General features: G+C 62.3%; 15 protein-coding genes and 6 tRNA genes. 19 read left to right on the top strand and 2 right to left on the bottom strand.

Annotation, left to right across the window (positions count from 1 at the left end):
* The first annotated feature begins 71 nt into the window (after window positions 1–71).
* From cysS to SB822_RS03075, 7 genes are all read left to right on the top strand, one after another.
* Window positions 72–1,469, top strand: coding sequence for a cysteine--tRNA ligase (gene cysS / locus SB822_RS03105; protein WP_007580473.1), 1,398 nt, complete (start codon window positions 72–74; stop codon window positions 1,467–1,469).
* A 47-nt stretch (window positions 1,470–1,516) separates the two neighbouring features.
* Complete coding sequence (locus tag SB822_RS03100; protein ID WP_090835849.1) at window positions 1,517–2,566, top strand: DNA-3-methyladenine glycosylase family protein; 1,050 nt, start codon at window positions 1,517–1,519, stop codon at window positions 2,564–2,566.
* Window positions 2,567–2,700: 134 nt separating this feature from the next.
* Window positions 2,701–3,672 carry an acetyl-CoA carboxylase carboxyltransferase subunit alpha gene (locus SB822_RS03095; RefSeq protein WP_007580477.1) on the top strand — a complete coding sequence of 324 codons (972 nt, stop codon included), beginning with the start codon at window positions 2,701–2,703 and terminating at the stop codon, window positions 3,670–3,672.
* 52 nt (window positions 3,673–3,724) lie between these two features.
* Entirely contained in the window at window positions 3,725–5,143 is a 1,419-nt protein-coding gene (tilS, locus tag SB822_RS03090; RefSeq protein ID WP_090835848.1) for a tRNA lysidine(34) synthetase TilS, read from the top strand.
* Between the two features lie 477 nt (window positions 5,144–5,620).
* Window positions 5,621–6,871 (top strand): aspartate kinase, encoded by a 1,251-nt coding sequence (locus tag SB822_RS03085; protein ID WP_007580490.1) that lies wholly within the window; start codon window positions 5,621–5,623, stop codon window positions 6,869–6,871.
* 219 nt (window positions 6,872–7,090) lie between these two features.
* Window positions 7,091–7,184: transfer RNA gene (locus tag SB822_RS03080), tRNA-Ser, on the top strand.
* A 446-nt stretch (window positions 7,185–7,630) separates the two neighbouring features.
* Entirely contained in the window at window positions 7,631–7,993 is a 363-nt protein-coding gene (locus tag SB822_RS03075) for a hypothetical protein (RefSeq protein WP_090835847.1), read from the top strand.
* A gap of 102 nt (window positions 7,994–8,095) precedes the next feature.
* On the opposite strand, the gene fabI is transcribed toward SB822_RS03075, so the two are convergent.
* On the bottom strand, window positions 8,096–8,887 hold the full coding sequence (gene fabI, locus SB822_RS03070; RefSeq protein WP_007580492.1) for an enoyl-ACP reductase FabI: 792 nt from the start codon (window positions 8,885–8,887) through the stop codon (window positions 8,096–8,098).
* A 109-nt stretch (window positions 8,888–8,996) separates the two neighbouring features.
* On the opposite strand from fabI, the gene SB822_RS03065 reads away from it, so the two are divergent.
* The 5 genes from SB822_RS03065 (at window position 8,997) to SB822_RS03045 (ending at window position 15,572) form a co-directional block, all read left to right on the top strand.
* Complete coding sequence (locus SB822_RS03065; RefSeq protein ID WP_090835846.1) at window positions 8,997–10,928, top strand: extracellular solute-binding protein; 1,932 nt, start codon at window positions 8,997–8,999, stop codon at window positions 10,926–10,928.
* Window positions 10,929–10,978: 50 nt separating this feature from the next.
* Complete coding sequence (locus SB822_RS03060) at window positions 10,979–12,019, top strand: microcin C ABC transporter permease YejB (protein WP_090835845.1); 1,041 nt, start codon at window positions 10,979–10,981, stop codon at window positions 12,017–12,019.
* The gene (locus SB822_RS03055) at window positions 11,973–13,124 is read left to right on the top strand and encodes an ABC transporter permease (protein ID WP_407671749.1); all 1,152 of its coding nucleotides are present in this window, start codon (window positions 11,973–11,975) and stop codon (window positions 13,122–13,124) included. Before SB822_RS03060 ends, SB822_RS03055 begins: the two co-directional genes overlap by 47 nt.
* Window positions 13,121–14,740 carry an ABC transporter ATP-binding protein gene (locus tag SB822_RS03050; protein ID WP_090835844.1) on the top strand — a complete coding sequence of 540 codons (1,620 nt, stop codon included), beginning with the start codon at window positions 13,121–13,123 and terminating at the stop codon, window positions 14,738–14,740. The genes SB822_RS03055 and SB822_RS03050 overlap by 4 nt, the downstream gene beginning before the upstream one ends.
* A 160-nt stretch (window positions 14,741–14,900) precedes the next feature.
* Window positions 14,901–15,572 carry a C40 family peptidase gene (locus SB822_RS03045; protein WP_090835843.1) on the top strand — a complete coding sequence of 224 codons (672 nt, stop codon included), beginning with the start codon at window positions 14,901–14,903 and terminating at the stop codon, window positions 15,570–15,572.
* Window positions 15,573–15,672: 100 nt separating this feature from the next.
* Here SB822_RS03045 and SB822_RS03040 read toward each other — a convergent pair whose 3' ends face one another.
* The gene (locus SB822_RS03040) at window positions 15,673–16,758 is read right to left on the bottom strand and encodes a patatin-like phospholipase family protein (RefSeq protein ID WP_090835842.1); all 1,086 of its coding nucleotides are present in this window, start codon (window positions 16,756–16,758) and stop codon (window positions 15,673–15,675) included.
* Window positions 16,759–17,057: 299 nt separating this feature from the next.
* Between SB822_RS03040 and gltX the strand changes: the two genes are divergently transcribed.
* From gltX to SB822_RS03005, 7 genes are all read left to right on the top strand, one after another.
* Entirely contained in the window at window positions 17,058–18,467 is a 1,410-nt protein-coding gene (gene gltX, locus SB822_RS03035; RefSeq protein WP_090835841.1) for a glutamate--tRNA ligase, read from the top strand.
* A 120-nt stretch (window positions 18,468–18,587) separates the two neighbouring features.
* Window positions 18,588–18,663, top strand: a tRNA-Ala gene (locus tag SB822_RS03030).
* A gap of 142 nt (window positions 18,664–18,805) precedes the next feature.
* Window positions 18,806–18,881, top strand: a tRNA-Glu gene (locus SB822_RS03025).
* Between the two features lie 76 nt (window positions 18,882–18,957).
* A tRNA-Asp gene (locus SB822_RS03020) sits at window positions 18,958–19,034 on the top strand.
* Window positions 19,035–19,100: 66 nt separating this feature from the next.
* A tRNA-Glu gene (locus SB822_RS03015) sits at window positions 19,101–19,176 on the top strand.
* Window positions 19,177–19,253: 77 nt separating this feature from the next.
* Window positions 19,254–19,330 (top strand) — tRNA-Asp (locus SB822_RS03010).
* Window positions 19,331–19,503: 173 nt separating this feature from the next.
* Complete coding sequence (locus SB822_RS03005; RefSeq protein ID WP_007580501.1) at window positions 19,504–19,968, top strand: GNAT family N-acetyltransferase; 465 nt, start codon at window positions 19,504–19,506, stop codon at window positions 19,966–19,968.
* The last annotated feature ends 2 nt before the right edge of the window (window positions 19,969–19,970 follow it).

Below are 19,970 nucleotides of genomic sequence, written 5' to 3'. Positions count from 1 at the left end.
GTTGCATGCTTTCATCGGGCGCGGTATGAACGAAGACCAAGCGGATCTCTTTCGGCCCACGCATCGTCTCTATGGAATCTCTGCGCATCTACAACACGCTCGCGCGTGACAAGCAAAATTTCGTGCCGCTTCATGAAGGCGAAGTGCGTATGTATGTCTGCGGGATGACGGTGTACGACTACTGTCACGTGGGGCATGCGCGGGTGATGGTCGTATTCGACATCGTGCAGCGCTGGCTGCGCACGCTCGGCTACAAGGTCACCTACGTGCGCAATATCACCGACATCGAGGACAAGATCATTCGCCGCGCAGTCGAGAACGGCGAGTCGATCCGCGCGCTGACGGACCGCTTCATCGCGGCGCTGCACGAGGATGCGGACGCGCTCGGTATCGAGCGGCCCGACCTCGAACCGCGCGCGACGGACTTCATTCCGCAGATGCTCGGCATGATCGAGAAGCTCGAGCAGAACGGCTACGCGTATCAGGCCGCCGACGGCGACGTGAACTACGCGGTGCGCAAGTTCGCGAACTATGGCGCGCTGTCGGGCAAGTCGCTCGAAGACCTGCGCGCGGGCGAGCGCGTGGCCGCGAACGACGCGAAGCAGGACCCGCTCGACTTCGTGCTGTGGAAGCAGTCGAAGCCCGACGAGCCCGCCGACACCGGCTGGGATTCGAAGTATGGGCGCGGCCGTCCCGGCTGGCACATCGAGTGCTCGGCGATGGGCTGCACGCTGCTCGGCGAGCATTTCGACATTCATGGCGGCGGCCAGGATCTGCAGTTTCCGCACCACGAAAACGAGATCGCACAAAGTGAAGGCGCTACGCGCCAAACCTTCGTCAATTACTGGATGCACAACGGTTACGTGCAGATCGACAATGAGAAGATGTCGAAGTCGCTCGGCAACTTCTTCACGATCCGCGAAGTGCTCGCGAAGTACGATGCCGAAGTCGTGCGGTTCTTCATTGCGCGCGCGCATTACCGTTCGCCGCTGAATTACAGCGACACGCATCTCGACGACGCGCGCAGCGCGCTTGCGCGTCTGTACACGGCACTGAAGGACACGCCGCCGGGAGCGGGCGAGATCGACTGGAATGAAGCGCATGCGCAGCGTTTTCGCGCGGCGATGAACGACGACTTCAATACGCCTGTCGCCGTGTCGGTGCTGTTCGAGCTGGCGAGCGAAGTGAACCGCACGCGCGATGCGGCGCTGGCGCGTCAGTTGCACGGTCTCGCGCGGGTGCTCGGATTGCTCAGGCGCGAACCGCGCGCCTATCTGCAGCAGGCGGCGGGCAGCGAAAGCGAGGGTGCGCTCGATGTCGCAGCGATCGAAGTGAAGATCGCCGCGCGCGTCGCTGCGAAGCAGGCAAAGGACTACGCCGAGGCAGACCGGATCCGCAAGGAATTGCTGGACGCCGGTATTGCGCTCGAAGACAAACCGGGCGGGTTGACCGAGTGGCGGCGCGTGTGAGTGCACCTCGTACTTCCCTCTGATCGACTCGCCAGGCAGGAGGCAGGATGGCAACGGCCACGAAGACGCCGGCTAAACGGGCCACGTCTCAATCAAACGCGGCAGCTAAGGTAAAGGCAGTACGGGCGCGAAGCGGCGCAGCGAAGGTGGCGGTGAAATCGGCGTCGGCGAAAGGCGTCAAGGCAGGCCTGCATGGCCCGCGCAAAACGGCGGGCTCGCATGGCGCGCTCGCGAAGCCGGCGTCGTCCCGACACCTGCCCAACGGAGCGGACTTGCCCGAAGCAACGGTTGTGAAACCATCGCGCGCGCGGGCCGCGCACGCGAAGGGCAACGGCTCGCTGCCCGCGGAACTCGCGAGCGACGCGCAGGAACTCGCCTATGAAAGCCATGAGGCCGAAACGGTTCGCAAGCCGCGCGCCGCTGTGTCGTCGGTGGAAGGCGAGCAAGCTGTGCAGGGCGACCCGCAGTCGTCCGTCGTGACGCGTCCGGCGTATTGGGACAAGGCTTGTGCCGATCTCGTCAAGCGCGACCGCATTCTGAAGAAGCTGATCCCGAAGTTCGGCCCCGTGCATCTGTCGAGCCGTGCCGATCCGTTCGTCACGCTGGCGCGCTCGGTGGTCGGCCAGCAGATTTCCGTCGCGTCCGCTCAGTCGATGTGGCAGCGCATCGTCGCCGCCTGTCCGAAGCTCGTGCCGCAACAGATCATCAAGCTCGGGCAGGACGACCTGATGAACTGCGGCGTCTCGAAGCGCAAGGCCGAGTACATTCTCGATCTCGCGCATCACTTCGTCTCGGGTGCATTGCACGTCGGCAAGTGGACGTCGATGGAAGACGAGGACGTGATCGCCGAGCTGACGCAGATTCGCGGCATCAGCCGCTGGACGGCGGAGATGTTCCTGATTTTCGATCTGTCGCGTCCGGACGTGCTGCCGCTTGACGATCCGAATCTGATTCACGCGATCAGCCAGAACTATTTCAGCGGGGAGCCGGTGACGCGCAGCGAAGCGCGTGAAGTCGCCGCAAACTGGGAGCCGTGGCGCACGGTTGCGACCTGGTACATGTGGCGCAGCCTCGATCCGGCGCCGGCCGGCAGCTGAATCAAGCATTGAAGCAGAAGGCAAAAACCGTTGGAGTCTATTGATTTGTTAAAATTGATAGATTCGAGACGGTTTTGACATGGGCGCGCGCGGTTAGAATACGCGCTGCCGGTAAGTCGAAGGATTAAAAACCAATGAAGACCACCTTTCTGGATTTCGAGCAGCCGATCGCGGAGCTCGAAGCGAAAATCGAAGAATTGCGCTTCGTGCAGGACGATTCGGCCGTCGATATTTCGGAAGAAATCGAGCGGCTGTCGAAGAAGAGCCAGCAGCTCACGAAAGATCTGTATACGAACCTGACGCCATGGCAGGTTTCGCAGATTGCGCGTCATCCGCAGCGTCCGTACTCGCAGGATTACATCAACGAACTGTTCACCGATTTCCACGAACTGCATGGCGACCGCTCGTATGCGGACGACCTGTCGATCGTCGGCGGCCTGGCGCGTTTCAACGGTCAGCCGTGCATGGTGATCGGCCATCAGAAGGGCCGCGACACGAAGGAGCGCGCGCTGCGCAACTTCGGCATGCCGCGCCCCGAAGGCTACCGCAAGGCCGAACGGCTGATGCGTCTTGCCGAGAAGTTCGGCCTGCCGCTCTTCACGTTCATCGACACGCCGGGCGCGTATCCCGGCATCGGCGCGGAAGAGCGCGGCCAGTCCGAAGCGATCGGCCGCAATCTGTACGTGATGGCCGAGCTGAAGACGCCCATCATCTCGACGATCATCGGTGAAGGCGGTTCGGGCGGCGCGCTGGCTGTCGCCGTCGCCGATAGCGTGCTGATGCTGCAATTCTCGACGTACTCGGTGATTTCGCCGGAAGGCTGCGCGTCGATTCTGTGGAAGAGTGCCGCGAAGGCGCCCGAAGCAGCCGAAGCGCTGGGTCTGACCGCGCATCGCCTGAAGGCGCTGAACCTGATCGACAAGATCGTCAACGAGCCGCTCGGCGGCGCGCATCGCGATCCGAAGGGTATGGCAGCCATGCTGCGCCGTGCGCTCGCCGATTCGCTGCGCCAGTTCCAGGGCATGAGCACTAACGATCTGCGTCAGCGCCGCTTTGAACGCCTGATGGCCTACGGCAAGTTCAAGGAAACGACGCCGGGCGCGTAAGCCTCGCGCTCTCGTCCGAAGGCGCCTCGCGTACGATAAGCGCCATCACAACGTGACTCCCTCCGCTGACACTCCCGCCGACCGCCTCGTTCTCGATGCGGTCGGCGTTGCGTTTGGGGCCTTGCCCGACGATGCGCGCATCGCGATTGCGTTCAGCGGCGGCGTCGATTCGACGGTGCTGATCGACGCCGCGGTGCGTGTCGGTGGTGCGTCTCGCTGCATCGCGTTGCATATTCATCACGGTCTGAGCGCCAATGCCGACGAATGGCTCGCCCATTGCGGCGCGTTTGCGCGCGAACGGGGTGTCGAGTTTGCGTCGACGCATGTCGACGTATCACGTGCGGGCGGTCTGAGCATCGAAGCCGCTGCGCGCGACGCCCGTTATCGCGCGCTCGATGCGCTTTGCTCGCAGCATCGCGTGCGCACGCTTTGGCTCGCGCAGCATGCCGACGATCAGGCGGAGACCGTGCTGCTGCAACTACTTCGCGGAGCAGGGCTTGCGGGTCTGGCGGCGATGGCGCCGGACTATCTGCCGTCCGGCGCGTCCGTTGTGCGGGTGCGTCCGCTGCTGCATCTGCTGCGCGCACAACTGGAGCAATACGCGCACGGGCGCGATCTGCGCTGGATCGACGATGAGTCGAACACCGACACGCGCTACGCGCGCAACGCGCTGCGTCACGATGTACTGCCGCCGCTCGCCGTGCATTTTCCGGGCTTTCGCGACGCGCTCGCCCGCACGGCGGCGCACGCGGCTTCGGCGCAGCGTCTGCTCGACGAGCTGGCGCGTATCGATCTGCAAACGGCGCGCGGCGACGAAGAGGGCGCGTTGTCGCGCGACGCGCTGCTCGCGCTCGACGACGATCGCGCGGCGAATCTGCTGCGTTACTGGATGCGTACGCTCGGCTTGACGGCTGCATCGACTGCGCGTCTGACGGATGCGCTGCGCCAGTTGCGCGCGATCGGCGACGCGCACAGCTTGCGGGTCGATCACGCGGGCCAGGCGTTACGCAGCTATCGCGGCCAGGTCTATTGGGAAGCCGGCGACAGCGCCGATCCCGCCGACGAAACGGCACTCGTCGAACGCGCCGAAAGCGTGCTCGTATGGCAAGGGCAAAGCGTGTGGCGTTTGCCGCAGTGGCGCGGCACGTTCGTATTCAGCGAGGCGAGCGCCGACGAGTCCGATGCGATTCCCGTCGATGCGCTCACGCGCGCGCCGCTCGTCGCACGCTCGCGCCGCGGCGGCGAACGGATGCGCTGTGTCGCGAACGGCCCGAGCCGCACGTTGAAGAATCTGTTTCAGGAGCGCGGCGTGCCATCGTGGAAGCGCGATGTACCGTTGCTTTTTGCCGGCGACGCACTGCTGTTCGTGCCGCTGATCGGCGTGAACCGCGCCGCGCCCGTCGACCCGGCGCAGCACGCAAGCGCGCGCTACATCCGGATTGCCTGGCGCGAGGATCTGACGCTCGCGTGATGTTCGCCTGACGTCTGGCCGACGTCCGCATCACCCAAGGCCGACTCCCGACCGACCGGACAGCCACTGTCATCCACGCGCAACAATCGCTGCAAATCCTTCTACGACAAGCATTTGCAGCGGCTTTTGCCTGGATTGCGGCTTGTCTTTTTATTGCCGATCAGGTAGGGTAACTTGTTTGCCCGACTCGCTTTTTGTCGTGTTACCTGGCTGTTCTTATGCGGACGTCCGGGGCGCGCTCCAAGCCGTTAGCCACCCCGTTAGCGTCCGTCAGCCCTGTTTACCGGCAGGTTTCGGCAGGGCCGGAAAAAGCAAACCCGGCAAATCCGCGCGTACCCTACGCACGCTGCATCTGCGCCGCCCACACTGCGCCGTCGTTCCCGAACGTTGTGCCCTGTGCTTTCTTTGTGCGGCCGTCTCCAGCGCGCCCGGCGCGCGCCGGTTGGCGTATCAGTTTCCCTTCAGTTCAGAACGACAATGGCACTCATCGTACATAAATACGGCGGCACATCGATGGGCTCGGTCGAGCGCATCAAGAACGTCGCGAAGCGCGTCGCGAAATGGCACAAGGCAGGCCACAAGATGGTCGTCGTGCCCTCGGCGATGTCCGGCGAAACGAACCGCCTGCTGGGTCTCGCGAGAGAAATTTCACCCCAGCCGAGCCCGCGTGAACTCGACATGATCGCGTCGACGGGCGAACAGGTCAGCGTCGGCCTGCTGTCCATCGCGCTGCATGACGCAGGCGTCGATGCCGTCAGCTACACCGGCTGGCAAGTGCCCGTCAAAACGGATAGCGCATTCACGAAAGCGCGTATCAGCGACATCGACGGCGAGCGCGTGCTGCGCGATCTCGACGAAGGCAAGGTCGTCGTCATCACGGGCTTCCAGGGCATCGACCCCGAAGGCCACATCACGACGCTCGGCCGCGGCGGCTCGGACACGTCGGCTGTCGCGGTGGCCGCGGCGCTGAAAGCGGACGAATGCCTGATCTACACGGACGTCGACGGCGTCTACACGACGGACCCGCGCGTGGTCGAAGAAGCGCGCCGGCTCGATCGCGTGACGTTCGAGGAGATGCTGGAAATGGCCAGCCTCGGTTCGAAGGTGCTGCAGATCCGCTCGGTCGAATTCGCCGGCAAATATCAGGTGAAGACGCGCGTGCTGTCCAGCCTGACCGATCCGCTGATGTCGCTCGACGCAGAAATGAAGTCGGGCACCCTGATTACTTTTGAAGAAGACGAAACCATGGAAAAAGCAGTCATCTCGGGAATCGCGTTTCAGCGTGACGAAGCCCGTATCGCCGTGATGGGTGTGCCCGACAAGCCGGGCATCGCATATCAGATCCTCGGCCCGGTTGCCGATGCGAATATCGATGTCGACATGATCATCCAGAACCAGAGCGTCGAAGGCAAAACGGCGTTCACGTTCACGGTCGGTCGCGGCGATTATCAACGCGCCATGGACATCCTCACGAACCAGGTCAAGGGTCACGTGAACGCCGAACAGGTGCTAGGCGATCCGAAGGTGTCGAAGGTCTCGGTGGTCGGCGTCGGCATGCGTTCGCACGTGGGTATCGCGAGCAAGATGTTCCGCACGCTGTCGGAAGAGGGCATCAATATCCAGATGATCTCCACGTCGGAAATCAAGATCTCGGTGCTGATCGACGAGAAGTACATGGAGCTCGCCGTGCGCGCGCTGCATAAGGCATTCGAACTCGACCAGGCGTGATGTGCGCGCAGTACCTGTTTGCTTCGGTGACAGGCATCTGCGTAAAAGCTTGTGTGCGATAAAAGCGCGGTAAAAGGGCGGCGAAAGGGCAGGTCAAGGAAGTGACATTCGATTGACACTTCAGGCGCAAAAAGTGTGAAGTAGAAATTGACCGCTGCCTCGTAACCCGCTATTATCTTGGCTTCGTTGCGCTGCCTCCCTGGCGCAAGCGAAAGTTTGGGAGACGTGGCCGAGAGGTCGAAGGCACTCCCCTGCTAAGGGAGCATCTGGGCCAAAACCTGGATCGAGGGTTCGAATCCCTCCGTCTCCGCCAGAAATGGCGGTGGAACCCCGTAGAGCTGCGGCTCTGCGGGGTTTTGTTTTTTGCGCGCCTGTTTCGTTTCATGTGTCTTCTTGGTGGACTCTGCGCGGTCTCAACTTTTCATTCCCTAGTCCGTAAACATCGGTATTGGTGAATTGCGTTCGCGATGAATGCGCCATTCACGCGAATCATGCGGGATATCTTTTTGCCTGGGATAACCAACGAACTGCCTACGGTTTGCGAATGGCAAAGATCCCGCGAAACGTGCGTGTACGCAACAGTGGAAGCGCTGGGCATATCACCAAATGCTGTCGCGTGTAACAGGACGTTACGAAGCGCTTTGCGACGCGAAGTTATGCATCAGTTATTACAAAGTTGAAATACGCGTTAAGCGTCGCTTTGTTATATTCGAATCAAGCAGTCGATAAAACACAACTCCCGCAAAGAAAGGTGAAACCATGAAGTCCATGCGTCTTATCCCGTTGATCGCTGGCGTGATCGCGATTGGCGCGTCGAGTGCGGCGATGGCTGGGGGACTGAACGTCGGTGTCAACATCGGTATTCCCGCTCCCGTCTACGTCGCGCCGGCGCCTGTGTATGCACCGCCGCCGCCGCCGCCCGTCGTGTACCAGCCGTATCAGCCGTATCAGCCGGTGCCCGTCGTCGCTGGACCCGCCATCGTGATCGGCTGGCATGGTGACCGCTACTGGGATGGCCGCCGCTACTGGGGCCGCGATGACTACTATCGTCATCACGGCGGCTACGATCATGGCCATGGTCATGGCCACTGGGATAACGGCCATCACAACGGCTGGCACTGATCCCACGCGGCGTCGCATGCGCCCAACAAAAAACCGCCCCGAGGGGCGGTTTTTTTCTGGTTGCACGCGCAACGACGCGTGCATACATGTAAGCGCGTGCGCTTACTCGGCGACGGCGGCCATCCCACCGACCACGGCGCTGAAGCCGCTATCGACATGCATGATCTCAGCCGTCACACCGGCAGCGAGGTCCGACATCAGGAATGCCGCTGCATTGCCGACCTGTTCGATCGTGACATTGCGCTTGAGCGGCGCATTGCCCTCGACGAAATCCAGAATCTTGCCGAAGCCCTTGATGCCGCTTGCCGCGAGCGTCTTGATCGGGCCTGCCGAAATGCCGTTCACGCGAATGCCCTTGCCGCCCAGCGACACGGCGAGATAACGCACGCTCGCTTCGAGCGATGCCTTCGCGAGGCCCATCGTGTTGTAGTTCGGGATCGCTTTTTCTGCGCCGAGGTACGACAGCGTGAGCAGCGCCGCATCATTCGACAGCATCGGCAACGCGGCCTTCGCGAGAGCGGGGAAGCTGTAGGCGGAGATGTCGTGCGCAATGCGGAAATTTTCGCGCGTCATGCCGTCGAGGAAGTTGCCGGCGATCGCTTCGCGCGGCGCGAAGCCGATCGAATGCACCAGGCCGTCGAGGCTGTCCCAGTGTTCTTTCAGCGAAGTGAACAGCGCGTCGATTTGCGCATCGTCGGCGACGTCGCACGGGAAGATCAGATTGCTGCCGAACTCGTTCGCGAACTCGGTAATGCGATCCTTGAAGCGGTCGCCGACATACGTGAACGCGAGTTCTGCGCCTTCGCGCTTGCAGGCTTGCGCGATACCGTACGCGATCGAACGGTTCGACAGCAGGCCCGTCAGCAAGATTCGTTTACCAGCGAGGATGCCCATGGATTCTCCTAATGAGGTCAGTGCGCCGCGATGACAGAGTGCGGGAACGCGCGGGATTTTGGGTAGAATTCTCTCACATTGCAACTGCCCACCGACCAACAAGGCACCTATGACCGCAGGCACGCGACGGGTTGAAGCGCCGCGCCCGAGATGGCGCACTCTGATTCGTCCGCTGTTGCGTGTCCGTTGCAAGGCGATGCCGCGCGCCGTGCGTGCCGCGCTCGCCGTGTGCGTCGGCTTGCTGATCGGCTTGTCGCCCATGACGGCGCAGCATGCGCAGGCCGCGTATGCGATCGCGCAGTACGGCAACCCGAAGTATCCGCCCGACTTCAAGCACTTCGACTACGTCAATCCCGACGCACCGCGCGGCGGTACGCTGGTGCTCGCGAATCCCGACCGCTCGACGAGCTTCGACAAGTTCAATCCGTTCACGATGCGCGGCAGCGCGGCGCCCGGCATCGGCCTGTTGTTCGAGAGCCTGACGACGGGCAGCGCCGACGAAGTCGCGTCCGCCTACGGCCTGCTGGCGGACGACATCGCCGTCGCGCCGGACGCCCTGTCGACGACTTTCCACATCAACCCGCGCGCACGCTTTTCGAACGGCGACCCCGTTACGGCCGAGGACGTGAAGTTTTCGTTCGATACCTTGAAGAGCCCGCAGGCTGCGCCGCAATTCGCCGCGTATTTCGCGGAGATCACGCGCGTCGTGATCGTCGATCCGGCGACCGTGCGCTTCGAATTCAAGCAGCACGATCGCGAGTTGCCGTTGCTCGCGGGCGGCATGCCCGTGTTCTCGCGCAAGTGGGGCATGAAGGCGGACGGCAGTCGCACGGCGTTCGATCAGCTCGCGTTCGAAAAACCTCTCGGCAGCGGGCCGTATCTGATCGAGAGCTACGACAACGGGCGCACGATCACCTACAAACGCGACCCGAAGTACTGGGGCGACAAGCTGCCCGTGCGCGTCGGCATGTATAACTTCGAGCGCATCAACTACAAGCTGTATTCGGATGGCACCGCGCGTCTCGAAGCGTTCAAGGCGGGCGAGTACGATGCGCTCGTCGAGTACGTCGCGCGCAACTGGGTGCGCCGCGACGTGGGCAAGAAGTTCGACAGCGGCGAGCTGATCAAGCGCGAGTTTCCGCAACATAACGGCACGGGGATGCAGGGCTTCATCCTGAACCAGCGCCGGCCGCTTTTCTCGGACGTGCGCGTGCGCAAGGCGCTCGATCTCGCGCTCGACTTCCAGTGGCTCAACCGGCAACTGTTCTACAGCCAGTACAAGCGGATCGACAGCTACTTCGTCAATACGGATCTGCAAGCTAAAGGCTTGCCGTCGCCAGGCGAACTGAAACTGCTCGAGCCATGGCGCGCACAGCTCGAGCCCGGCGTGTTCGGCGTGCCGCCGAAGCAACCCGACACGGACCCGCCCGGTTCGCTGCGCGCGAATCTGCTCGAAGCGCGCGCGCTGCTCGCGCAGGCTGGCTGGACGTATCGCGATGGCGCGTTGCGCAACGCGAAGGGCGAGCCGTTCGCGTTCGAGATTCTCGACGACTCGGGCTCGTCGGCTACGTTTGACCCGGTCTACGCCACCTATATCCGCAATCTGAAGAAGCTCGGTATCGATGCGCGTACGCGTACGGCGGACTTTGCGGTGTACCAGAAGCGCCTCGACGCGTTCGACTTCGATGTGACGACCATCCGTTTTCCCGACGTGCAGGTGCCGGGCGCGGACATGATCGACCGGTTCGGCAGCAAGGCTGCAGGCGAACCGGGCTCGGGCAATCTGATCGGGCTGAAATCGCCCGCCGTCGATGCGATCCTGCGCGCGCTGGTCGGCGCGCAGACCCGCGAGCAACTCGTCGATGCCACTCACGCGCTCGATCGCGTGCTGATCAACGGCTACTACATGGTCCCGCACTGGTACAGCGCGACGCATCGCGTGGCGTTCAAGCGCGGCATGGCGTGGCCGTCGACCTTGCCGCTGTACTATACGGCGGAAGGCTGGATCACCTCGATGTGGTGGTTCGCCACGCCGCAATGAGCGCGCTGATCGCGTACCCCATCATGTACTTTTGATTCTGGACGGCCGCCATGTGGAGCTACATCCTCAAACGTCTGCTATTGATGATCCCGACGTTGATCGGCGTCCTCACGTTGACTTTCGTCGTGATCCAGTTCGTGCCAGGCGGACCCGTCGAACAGGCGGTGCACGAACTGCGGCGCAGTACCGCCGAAGGCGGCACGCCGTTCGGGCTGCGCGCGCATAGCGGCGTCGATGCGCAGCAGATCGCGCAACTCAAGGCGTTGTATGGCTTCGACAAACCGCCGCTCGAACGCTACTGGCTGATGCTCAAGCGCTTCTCTCACTTCGATCTTGGACAAAGCTATTTCCGGCATCAAAGCGTGTGGTCGCTGATCGTGTCGAAGCTGCCTGTGTCGATCAGCATCGGGCTATGGACGTTCTTCCTCACTTATCTGATATCGGTGCCGCTCGGCATCGCGAAGGCGGTGCGCAACGGCTCGCGCTTCGACGTCGCGACGAGCCTCGTCGTGCTGATCGGCTATGCGATTCCCGGCTTCGTGCTCGGCGTGCTGCTGCTCGTGCTGTTCGGCGGCGGCTCGTTCCTGCAGTTGTTCCCGCTGCGCAATCTCACATCCGACAACTGGGATCAGCTGAGCCTCTTCGGCAAGATTCTCGATTACCTGTGGCACATCACGCTGCCGATCGTGGCCTCCGTGGTCGGCAGCTTCGCGGTCGTCACGATGCTGACCAAGAACGCGTTCCTCGACGAAATCCGCAAGCAGTACGTGCTGACCGCGCGCGCGAAAGGGCTGTCCGAGCGCCGCGTGCTGTGGAAGCACGTGTTCCGCAACGCGCTGTTGCCGTTGATCGTCGGTTTTCCGGCTGCGTTCATCGGCGCGTTCTTCACGGGCAGCCTGCTGATCGAGACGCTGTTCTCGCTCGACGGGCTCGGGCTGCTGTCGTATGAGTCGGTCGTGCGGCGCGATTATCCCGTCGTGCTCGGCACGCTCTATCTCTTCACATTGATCGGGCTCGCGACCAAGCTCGTCTCCGATCTCTGTTATGTGTGGGTCGATCCACGCATTCAATTCGAAGAACTGGAGCGCTGATTTGAGCCGCGTTCGTACAGATGCCGAAGTGTCGCGCGCGCAGCCGGTGCGCGCGTTTGTGTCGCCGTCGCCCGCGCGCCGCGTGTGGCTGCGTTTCCGGCAGCAGCGGCTGGGTTACTGGAGTCTGATCGTATTCGTTGTCGCGTTTGCGGCGAGCCTTGCCGCGCCGCTGTGGTCGAACGACAAGCCGGTCGTCGTGCGCTACGACGGCCACTACTATTTCCCGCTCGTGAAGGACTACGCGGAGACGACCTTCGGCGGCGACTTTCCGACGCCCGCCGACTATCTCGATCCATACGTCAAGCAGCGCATCGACGCGCCGGGCAACTTCGCGATCTATCCGCTGAACCGCTACTACTACGACACGCTGAACTATTTTTCGAAGCGGCCTAATCCGGCGCCGCCTTCGCGCGACAACTGGCTCGGCACCGACGACCGCGGCCGTGATCTGTTCGCGCGCCTCGTGTACGGCTTTCGCGTGTCGGTGGAGTTCGCGCTGGTGCTGACTTTCATCGGCACCGTGCTCGGCGTGCTGGCGGGCGCCGTGCAGGGTTACTTCGGCGGCAAGACTGACATCTTCGGACAGCGTCTGATCGAAATCTGGAGCGCGATGCCGGAGCTGTATCTGCTGATCATCTTCGCGTCGATCTTCGAGCCGGGCTTTATCCTGCTGATCGTGCTGCTGTCGCTGTTCGGCTGGATCGGCCTTGCCGACTACGTGCGCGCCGAGTTCCTGCGCAACCGGCAACAGGACTACGTGCGCGCCGCGCGGGCCATGGGCTTGTCGAACTGGCAGATCATCTGGCGACATGTGTTGCCTAATAGCCTGACGCCCGTCATCACGTTCCTGCCGTTTCGCATGAGCGGCGCAATTCTCGCGCTGACGAGCCTCGATTTTCTCGGCCTCGGCGTACCGCCGCCGACGCCCAGCCTCGGTGAACTGCTCGCGCAAGGCAAGGCGAACCTCGATGCGTGGTGGATCTCCATGTGGACCTTCGGCGTGCTGGTCGTGACGCTGCTGCTGTTGACGTTCATGGGCGACGCGCTGCGCAACGCGCTCGACACGCGTATCTCCGACGCGATGAAAGCGGGAGGCAACCAGTGAGCGCGCACGCGACGAAACACGACGGGCCGCTGCTCGAACTCGATCATCTGCGCGTGACCTTCGGCGACACAGTGGCCGTCGACGATGTGTCGCTCGCGATCGGCCGTGGCGAGCGCGTTGCGCTGGTCGGCGAGTCGGGCTCCGGCAAGAGCGTGACGGCGCTGTCGATCCTGCGTTTGTTGAACGATGCGCAGACGAGCGGCGTCGTGCGCTTCGACGGCGAAGATCTGCTCGCGAAGAGCGAGCGCGAAATGCGCGGGATGCGCGGCTCTGCTATCGCGATGATCTTTCAGGAGCCGATGACGGCGCTCAATCCGCTGTACACGATCGGCGACCAGATCGCGGAAACCATCGTGCTGCACGATGGCGTCAGCGCCAACGAAGCGCGCAAGCGCGCCGTCGCGCTGCTCGACCGGACGGGCATCACGGAGCCGGGCAAGCGCGTGAACAGCTATCCGCACCAGTTGTCGGGCGGCCAGCGGCAACGCGCGATGATCGCGATGGCACTCGCGTGCCGTCCACGGCTGCTGCTCGCCGACGAGCCGACGACGGCGCTCGACGTGACGATCCGCGCGCAGATCGTCGAACTGCTGCTCGAACTGCAACGCGAGGAAGCCGAAAAGCGCGGCATGGCCGTGCTGCTGATCACGCACGATCTGAACCTCGTGCGCCACTTCGCGCAACGCGTCGCGGTGATGGAGAAGGGCGTGCTCGTCGAGAGCGGCCCCGTCGATACGCTGTTCGCGTCGCCGCAGCATCCGTACACGCAGCGTCTGCTGCAAAGCCGTCCGGAGCGCACCGTCGTGCCCGTGCTGCCGATCGCGCCCGTGCTGCTCGACGCGCGCGACGTCTGCGTGGATTTCAGGACGAAGCTGTCGGGCATGGCTGGCTGGTTCCGGTCGGGGCGCTTTCGTGCCGTCGACGACGCGACGGTGTCGGTGCGGCAGGGCGAAACCTTGGGTATTGTCGGCGAGTCGGGATCGGGGAAATCGACACTCGCGATGGCACTGCTCGGCCTGCAAAGAACCTCGCACGGCGCGATCGATTTTCAGGGCAGGGCGCTCGGCAGTTATCGGGGGCGCGAGCAGACCACGCTGCGCTCGAACATGCAGGTCGTCTTTCAGGATCCTTTTAGTTCACTTTCACCCCGGCAGACGATCGAGCGGATTGTCGGCGAAGGGCTCGCGCTGCATCGGCCGCAACTGAATGCCGACGCGCGGCGCGACAAGGTGATTGGCGTGCTGCGCGAAGTGGGGATCGACCGGACGGCGCTGCAGCGCTACCCGCATGAATTCTCCGGAGGACAGCGGCAGCGCATTGCGATTGCGCGTGCGCTGGTGCTGGAACCACGCATCCTGATTCTCGACGAACCGACCAGCGCGCTAGACGTATCGATCCAGCAACAGGTGTTGAAGCTGCTCGCGGGTTTGCAACGCAAATACAACTTGGGATTTGTGTTCATCAGCCACGATCTGGCCGTGATCGGCGCCATGGCGCATCGCGTTGCCGTCATGCAGAACGGGGCGATCGTGGAGACGGGTGAGGTCGAGCGGATCTTTGCGGAACCGACCCATCCTTACACACGTAAGCTGTTGAAAGCGGCCTTGACGACTTGACATTCACCAATTGGGTGCGGCGAGTCATTGTTTTTTTCTATTTGTTTTGACATTGGAATACTTACTGGCTAGTATCGACCAAACTTTTTTCCTAGCCTGTTGATTTTCAGGCAAAAACTACCGCCGCACCCAGCCCTAACCAAGACCAACCACCAGACCAATGCAGCACCAAAACCTAACCCAGGCTTGCACGCGCGTCGTCGCCGGGATGTTCATTGGCGTACTGATGGCCGCAGCTCCCGGCGCTTTCGCCGATGAAGTAAGCAGCTTTAACCAGAATGCCTCATTTTCGACCTCTTCCGGGTCGAGTTCAGTGTCCTCCACCACACAAAGCATGCAAAGCGCTGCCTCGAATTCCGAGAGCGGCGCTCGTTCGTTTTTGTCCGGCATGGCCGGCAAGGCGGGTGATGTGGTGGTCGGCGCCCTCAACATGATCGGCGTGCGCTACCGCTGGGGCGGCGATACGCCGGATTCCGGCCTCGATTGCAGCGGCTTCGTGCGCTACGTGTTCCAGGACACGCTGGGCATGGCACTGCCGCGCCGCGCGGAAGAAATGAGCCGTGTCGGCGAGAAGGTTCGGGTTTCCGACCTGAAGCCGGGCGATCTCGTGTTTTTCAACACGATGCGCCGTACGTTCTCGCACGTCGGCATCTACATCGGCGACAACAAGTTCGTGCATTCGCCTTCTACAGGCAGCACGATCCGCGTCGACGACATGGATGACGGTTACTGGGAAAAGCGCTTCACGGGCGCGCGTCGTATCGAATCGACGGTGCCGCAGCAGCAGGAACTGCGCCAGCGCGTGAGCGCGACGATCGGTGGCAACAATTAAGACGATCGTCGGTTGACTGGTTTCAAACGAAAGGCCCGCTTCATTCGAAACGGGCCTTTTGCTTTGGTGCGCCCGACACGCGGCGTGACGCCGCCGCCGGTCAGGCCGTTGCGCGCGCCGCCGCCAGTTTGCGCAGCAGTTCGGGCGCGATGCGCGCGGCGGCTTCCTCGCCCGCCAGAATCGCCGCATTGCGTTGTCCGAAGTCGGTGCCGCTCATCGCGTTCAGATTCGGACGGATCACGACGTCGGCGTATTTGTCGAGCTCGTATGCCTTGATCGTCTGACCCATGATCGTAAACGTCTGCATCAGCACGTCGAACGAGCTTTCGGTAAGCGCTATTTCGGGTCGCGCGGAAATATCGACGGCGATCACGAAGTCCGCGCCCATCTTGCGCGCGAACGACGCCGGCACCGGGCTGACGAGGCCGCCGTCGACGTATTCATGTCCGCCGATCTTCACCGGCTCGAACACCGACGGCACGCTCGACGACGCGCGCACCGCAATGCCCGTGTTGCCGCGCTGGAAAAGAATCGGCTGGCCCGTTTTCAGATCCGTTGCGACGACGCCGAGCGGCTTCGCCATTTTCTCGATCGGGCGATTGTCGAGCGTCTTGTTCAGGTAGTTCTGCAGCGCGACGCCTTGCAGAAGGCCGCGCGTGCGAAAGGGCATCGCCCAGTCGCTGATCGACGCTTCGTCCATGGTCAGCGCGAGCTTGTTGAGCGCGAAACCGTTCAGCCCTGACGCATACAGCGCGCCGACCACCGATCCGGCGCTCGTCCCGCACACCAGATCGATCTGGATGTTGCGCGCCTCCAGTGCCTTGATCACGCCGATATGCGCAAAGCCGCGCGCCGCGCCGCCGCCAAGCGCGAGCCCGATGCGCAGCGGCCGTTCTGGCTTGACGGGGGGCGTCGGCGGGATGGACGCGGTGTTGGGCGTGGGCGTGACAGTGTCGGGCTTGCTGCCCGTCGACGCGCAGGCGGAGAGAACAGCGGAGGCCGCGGCAATCGAGAACGTGCGGCGGGACAAGCGTGGCGATGACGGTTTCAACGAATTCTCCAGCGACGGCGCCGACGTCCATGCGAAAGTGTCGTGCCGCGTGTCATGCAAAAGCGATCGCTGGCGGCGATCCTCGCGCGCTGCATGGAGCCTGCCGGGAGCCGGATGGCAGCGCGCGCACATCATAATGCAAAGCGGACACACGGCGACAATCGGTTGAGGAAACCGTCTACAGGTGCAGTTGTCAGTATCGGGTACTGACGACGTCCGCTGTCCGATGTTTCGGCTTATGCCTTCCGGCGCGCTGCCGGACGCGCCTGCAAACCCATGCTGTCAGTATTCGACGGGTATAATTCGTCTCTCTTTTTCAATCGCGTTCGCGCCGTCGGCAGGCGTTGTCACCGTCGCCGGGCGCGATCCGTTTCCGTTGCCACGCCTGGCTTCGATGTTCGCCGGCGCAGGCGTCTGCCTCCGAGTTACCGCACATGACCACTCCCGTTCGCACCCGCTTCGCACCGAGCCCCACCGGCTTCATTCACCTCGGCAACATTCGCTCTGCGCTGTATCCGTGGGCGTTCGCGCGCAAAACGAAGGGCGTGTTCGTGCTGCGTATCGAAGACACCGACGTCGAACGCTCGACCGAGCAATCCGTCGACGCGATCCTCGAAGGCATGCAATGGCTCGGCCTCGACTACGACGAAGGTCCGTTCTACCAGATGCAGCGCATGGACCGTTATCGCGAGGTGCTGCAGCAGATGCAGGAGCAGGGGCTCGTGTATCCGTGCTACATGTCGACGGAAGAACTCGACGCGTTGCGCGAGCGCCAGCGCGCCGCGGGCGAAAAGCCGCGCTATGACGGCACGTGGCGCCCCGAGCCGGGCAAGGTGCTGCCGACGCCCCCCGCCGGCGTGGAACCCGTGCTGCGTTTCCGTAATCCGCTGACGGGCGTGGTCGCGTGGGACGATGCCGTGAAGGGCCGCGTCGAAATCTCGAACGAAGAACTCGACGATCTCGTGATTGCGCGCCCGGACGGCACGCCAACCTATAACTTCTGCGTGGTCGTCGACGATCTCGACATGAAGATCACGCATGTGATTCGCGGCGACGACCACGTCAACAACACGCCGCGCCAGATCAATATCCTGCGCGCGCTTGGCGCCGAGCCGCCCGTCTATGCGCACCTGCCGACCGTGCTGAACGAGCAGGGCGAGAAGATGAGCAAGCGGCATGGCGCGATGAGCGTGATGGGTTATCGCGACGCCGGCTATCTGCCGGAAGCGGTGCTGAACTATCTCGCGCGTCTGGGCTGGTCGCATGGCGATGCGGAGATTTTCTCGCGCGAGCAACTGATCGAATGGTTCGATCTCGATCACCTGGGCAAGTCGCCGGCGCAGTATGACCACAACAAGCTGAGCTGGCTGAACAACCATTACATCAAGGAAGCGGACAACGCGCGTCTCGCTGATCTGAGCAAGCCGTTCTTCGCGGCGCTCGGCATCGACGAAGCGACGCTCGCGACGGGCGCGGATCTGGTGGCGGTGATCGGGCTGATGAAGGATCGCGCGTCGACGGTGAAGGAAATTGTGGACAGCGCCGCGATGTTCTATCGCGGTCCGAATCCGGATACCGACGCGCTCGCACAGCATGTGACGGATGTCGTGCGTCCGGCGCTCGCCGATCTCGCTACGGCATTGAAGACCTGCGAGTGGACGAAGGAGGGTATCGCCGCCGCGTTGAAGGCGACGCTCGGCACGCACAAACTGAAGATGCCGCAACTCGCGATGCCCGTGCGTTTGCTGGTGGCGGGCACGACGCATACGCCTTCCATCGATAGCGTGCTGATGCTGTTCGGTCGCGACGTGGCCGTGAGCCGCATCGAAAAGGGGCTTGCCTGAGCAGGCGAAGCGAGGTCGCCGGGCATCGTTGCGCGGCCTCGCAAAAAAATTGTAGAAAGCGACTTAAGAGGTATTTACAAAGCGAAAATTGCTCACTACAATCTCGCTTCTGTTCTGCAAGGGGGTATAGCTCAGCTGGGAGAGCGCTTGCATGGCATGCAAGAGGTCAGCGGTTCGATCCCGCTTACCTCCACCATCAGAGCAGAGTGAAGTCTTCCGGTTAGCTGGAAGTTGTAGAAAAAAGACTTCACAAACGGTAGTAAAGCAGTTAGAATTGCGGTCTTCGCTGCTGATGAATGAAGTTAGCAGCAAGAACGAGACAGATCTGAAAAGATTATGTCCCCTTCGTCTAGAGGCCTAGGACATCACCCTTTCACGGTGAGTACAGGGGTTCGAATCCCCTAGGGGACGCCAAATACTGGCGTTGCTTGAGATTCAAGTAATGCGCTTGCGAGAAATAACCGACGCTCGCAAGTCAGGTAGCAAGACTGGAGTGGTAGTTCAGTCGGTTAGAATACCGGCCTGTCACGCCGGGGGTCGCGGGTTCGAGTCCCGTCCACTCCGCCAGATTAAGCCCGTTCGGTGAGCGGGCTTTTTCATTAAAGGTATAAGCAGTAGCATGTGAAGTACGTTGTCCCCTTCGTCTAGAGGCCTAGGACATCACCCTTTCACGGTGAGTACAGGGGTTCGAATCCCCTAGGGGACGCCAGAATACTGGCGTTACTTGAAATTCAGGTAATGCGCTTGCGAGAAATAACTGACGCTCGCAAGTCAGGTAGCAAGATTGGAGCGGTAGTTCAGTTGGTTAGAATACCGGCCTGTCACGCCGGGGGTCGCGGGTTCGAGTCCCGTCCGCTCCGCCAGAAATAGGAAGCCCGCTGAGTTGTCAGCGGGCTTTTTGTTTTTTCGCTTGCCATTCGACACAGCTTGCAAAGGCATCCGGGATGCCGCTTGCTTCACTGTGGGGCAAACAGCCATTGCCAGCGCGGTCCGCGTGTCTTAACGTTGAGCGGACCGACTCTTTCGTCCTTGCACGATGCTCGACCCGACTGACGATCCATCTCCCTTCCATTTGCGCAAGGCCAGCATGGACGACTTCTCGTTCGCCGAGGCGCTGACGCGCAGCAACATGGGCGGCTACTACCGCCGGCACCATCTCGTGTGGCGCAGCGACCTGTTTCTCGCGAGCTGGCGCGAGTCGGAAAATTTCATTCTCGAAGCGGACGGCGAACGGATCGGCGTGTTGCGCATCACCGAAGAAGGCGACTCGCTGCATATCCGCGACGTGCAGATCGCCGAGGGACATCGGCGGCGCGGCGCGGGCACGTATCTGCTGAATACGTCGCACCGTTGGGCGCGGGCGCGCGGTCTCTCCGAACTGCAACTGCGCGTATTCGTCGACAATCCTGCGGCACGTCTCTATCAACGGATGGGCTACCGGCTCTCCGGCCCGCGACTCGCACAGCTCGGCTCGATCCGGCATATGGCCCGGCGCGTCTGAGG

Origin of the sequence: Paraburkholderia sp. SIMBA_054, from assembly GCF_046534875.1 — a bacterium.
Taxonomy (GTDB): domain Bacteria; phylum Pseudomonadota; class Gammaproteobacteria; order Burkholderiales; family Burkholderiaceae; genus Paraburkholderia; species Paraburkholderia hospita.
The sequence above is the reverse complement of the archived record's forward strand: the minus strand, read 5'-3'. Positions and strand labels throughout refer to the sequence as shown.